This window comes from Flavobacterium sp. LMO8 (genome assembly GCF_009495755.1).
Classification (GTDB): Bacteria; Bacteroidota; Bacteroidia; order Flavobacteriales; family Flavobacteriaceae; genus Flavobacterium.
The window spans coordinates 1,234-5,012 of the sequence record NZ_WIBJ01000032.1 but is presented as its reverse complement, the minus strand read 5'-3'; the positions used below and the strand labels follow the sequence as shown (position 1 = coordinate 5,012).

At 30.8% G+C, this 3,779-nt stretch carries 3 protein-coding genes; all 3 read right to left on the bottom strand.

Annotated features, from left to right (window positions below; all coding sequences use genetic code 11):
- Positions 1-497 precede the first annotated feature (497 nt).
- Complete coding sequence (locus GFJ94_RS11445; RefSeq protein WP_153201668.1) at positions 498-956, bottom strand: hypothetical protein; 459 nt, start codon at positions 954-956, stop codon at positions 498-500.
- Positions 947-2,575 (bottom strand): hypothetical protein, encoded by a 1,629-nt coding sequence (locus GFJ94_RS11440; protein WP_153201667.1) that lies wholly within the window; start codon positions 2,573-2,575, stop codon positions 947-949. The genes GFJ94_RS11445 and GFJ94_RS11440 overlap by 10 nt, the downstream gene beginning before the upstream one ends.
- A gap of 198 nt (positions 2,576-2,773) precedes the next feature.
- Complete coding sequence (locus GFJ94_RS11435; RefSeq protein ID WP_153201666.1) at positions 2,774-3,703, bottom strand: alpha/beta hydrolase; 930 nt, start codon at positions 3,701-3,703, stop codon at positions 2,774-2,776.
- Positions 3,704-3,779 lie beyond the last annotated feature (76 nt).

Below are 3,779 nucleotides of genomic sequence, written 5' to 3'. Positions count from 1 at the left end.
CAACGTTCTGAGGCTTAAAAATGTGGCTAAAACCCAACACCAAGCCTTCACAAATATACACAAAACTTTAAATTTAGCAACTGCGCCATTTCAAAAATTCCCGAAACTAGCCATATTTTTAAACCGCTGTTGTGTGCTGCATGATATTTTCGGAACTTAAAAAAACTCAACACAAAGTTTTTCGGCAAAGTTTGGGTTGTCACGCAAAGCATATTTTCACGCAAAGTTTAGTTTCAGTTTTTAATTTCACAACGGATTTTCCCGAAAACGTAATTTCAGCACAAAGTTTATCGACAAAGTTTGGTTCGGTTTTCAATTGTCACGCAAGATTTTTCGGTAACAATTTTAATTAATTTCTTTCGGAAAAAATAGGAGAGAAGCTTTCGGCGTAAGTTCGGAAAATATGTTGCACACAACGTTATACAGTTTGTAACAATAGCGACTTTCAGTTTATCCCGAAAGCCGCTATTGTTACAAACTGTGGTTGTAGGCTGTATTTAGTCTATGTATTCATAACATTTATCATCTGAATTGATATATACTTCTTTCCATTCAACTTCTATTTTAAAAAAAGTATTGTTTAATGAAGGAATTAATAAGTATATATTTTTATAAAGCTGATTTGGATTTTTTAATTGGTTTTCAATAATTTCTCTTTTTCGAAAAAATGCATCTATATTGCTTATTTTTATTTGATTAAACTCTGACGAATTAATTTCTTCAACTTTTTTGTTCTTTTTAAAAGAAAAACATTGATTACCATAAACAAAAAGTCCATAATTGAATTTTTGTTCATATTTAGCAAGTTTTTTATTTCTACCATCTCTATATGGGCTATAATAACAAGTGTCAATTGAGCCTTCATTAAACATCAGAAATAAATCTTCTTTTTCTTGTGCATTAGAAAAATTAAAAATAATAAAGCTAAATATAATATATTTTATTTTTATGGACATAACTGATTTGAATTTGATGAAACAAAGTTGCTAATAGCTGTATTTATATCAATTTGTGCTGTTGGAGATAAATTTACCCATGCATTAACATCAGCATTGTTTAATCCTCTCCATGCCAAATTTGTATAAAATGCATCAGGTATTCCACTTACCGCAATACCTGTATCATATTGCTGTGTAACTCTTGCAATTGCTCTTCTAAAATTTTCCGCCATATAATTATGAGACCAATCCTCTGTGGTTCTAATATATTCCGCAAGTTGACTATATTGACTGTTTTCTAACGCATTTACAATAGTATCATAATCATGAATATAACTACCATTATTAATAGCAACAATGATTCTTCTAAAAAATTCAGCATGTAAAACTTCATGTATAATTGTTTGAGCAATCATTGTGTTTGGTTGGTAATTAATACCATTTTGGCAAGTTGGACAACTATTTAATGTAATTTCAATAATATTATTTGAATCTGGTTCTGTTGTGAATGCTCTATCTGCATCATCTAATATATCAGTCTTTAATTTAATAAAAGCTTTTGAGCTTGCTCCTTCAAATGGTTCTAACGCTTTATTAAAAGCATTTATTGTTCTCATTTTTGTATAAATACACATTACTTTTTGGTTGTTTACAAATGTAGAATCTAACATAACTTTATTATCAAAATCTACATCACCACCATTGCAAAGTGTTTGTAAAGCAGCTTCTGCATTTGCAATATCTTCAGCAGAATATGATGTTTCAGATGAAATCAAACCATCAATATCCATTTCATTTTCAAGAAAACTCATTAATTCTCCTTGTATGTTTTCATCTTGGCTATTAAGACAGTTTTTTTGCTCTGGTGTTAATTGTAACATGAAATTTTTTATTCTTTGTTCTTTAGGTGTTAATACTCTTGGTGCAGAAATAGATGTACCACCGCTACCACCACCACCGTTTTCAGACGATGTATTAGTCCAAGTATCACCACTACCACCAGCATCTTCACGACATACCAAATAAGTTTGAGTTGAAGAAGTTGGTGGTCCTTCAGAACAACCACCACACTCTCCAGGCCAATGACCAGCACAAACACATGGAGTTTCTGTAGTTACAGTTACATAACTACAAGGTGGTGTGTAATAAATTTTGCCTGTTTGGCTGATATTATATTGAATTAGTTTAGAAGTAATTGATATAAGCTCTTTTGTGTTGGGATTTATATTGAATTTCAGAATTGAGGCTTGTGGTGCATCAGAACTATCAATTTCAATGAATAGATTTTCGTAAAAATTTGGATTTATTGTATCTCTAATTATTCCAAAAGAATATGAAGTGTATTTCTCTGTTAAAACTTCATTAATTTGAGTGGAATCAATCGTAAAATTGTACATTTCTTCCATTACCATTTTACTTGATAATTTTTTATTTTGAATTTCAGAATTTATTTTTTTATAAGCAGAATTAAATTTAGTTTCCGTATTCAATTGGTTAAACGATTTTCTGTTAATAACAAAATCATTTCTTTCGATTTGTTTTCGGGTAGCTTCACCATAAATTTCTTTTTCGCAAGAAGAAAGAAATAGCATTGCAATTGATATACTTGCAATTAAAAATTTGAATTTGTTCTTCATAATAAACGTTGTTTTAAGTTAATAATTTTTAAAGGTTAGTTGGGCAATATTGCCTACAACGTTTTGCAGCTTGGCGAAGTGGCGGATTTAGAAGCACTTACTTTCAATTTAGCACTAAAGTTCATTTGAAAACCGAATGTTCAATTTTGCACTGAACCCGCCATTTTGCCAAACTGCTGTTACCTGCTGGCTTTGTTGTCAAAGTGCTTGTAGCCATTTTATTATTTGTTTCGGGTCTGCAATGCTCCAAGAATTAGGATGTCTAACTTTATTCGGCATTCTGTAACCTTTATTTGTTGTCGTAATTAAAACAGCATTTTTATTACCTAATCTTTGTAACTCATTAATCATTGCTACTTGGTCAAAAATATTGTTATAAGAACAATCATAATTACGTTCTTTTAAGTACCACTGAATGTCAGGTTCTGAAATAATCATAATTGGAATTTTGATTAAGTTTTTTATTGCTTTTTGTGTGGTGTCAGAGAACGAATATGGTGATTGCAAATGATAGTTTTCCAATGCTGTTTCTGGTTTTCCGCCCATTTCTTTTTCTATTCGGCTTATCATATAGAAAACTTCATCGTTAACTTTTGTAGCGTCTGAAAGTCTTATAACTCTTTTTGCTCCATTATAATAACGTTCCCAATCGAGAATTGGATTAATTGCAAAAATTGCTTTGGGTTTAATTTCATAATTTTCTTGAACTGCTAATTCAGAATATTTTACAGCACAAGTCCCGCCAATTCCAAATCCACCAATATAAAAATCTTTGTCTTTGAGTTGATATTTAGAAACAACAAGATGAATAATTTCTTTTAGTGATTCTTGAGAAGCCATATCACTTCCCCAATATGAAGAGCCTGTCTTTAAAACTGGCATAATTGTCAAAATGCCATTTTTCGAGGCAAATTTTGGAATTTCTGTTTGTGATAATGCACTATTTGGTGAATTTCCAAAACCATCTAACAGTATCATAAACGATTTTATACTTTCATTTTTTGGAAAAACAGCTATGAACATATTTGAGGTGCTGTCTTTTTCATTCAAGTAAACTGTTTCAGTTCTCTGTCCGTAAGATACGTTTGAGATAAAAATTGTCAGTAAAAGTATTATTGTTCTTCTCATTGTTTTGGTTCTCTTAAGCTTGCAGGTAACGTGTTGCCGCTTGTGGCAGTTGCGTAAATTTATAACAAAAGATTAC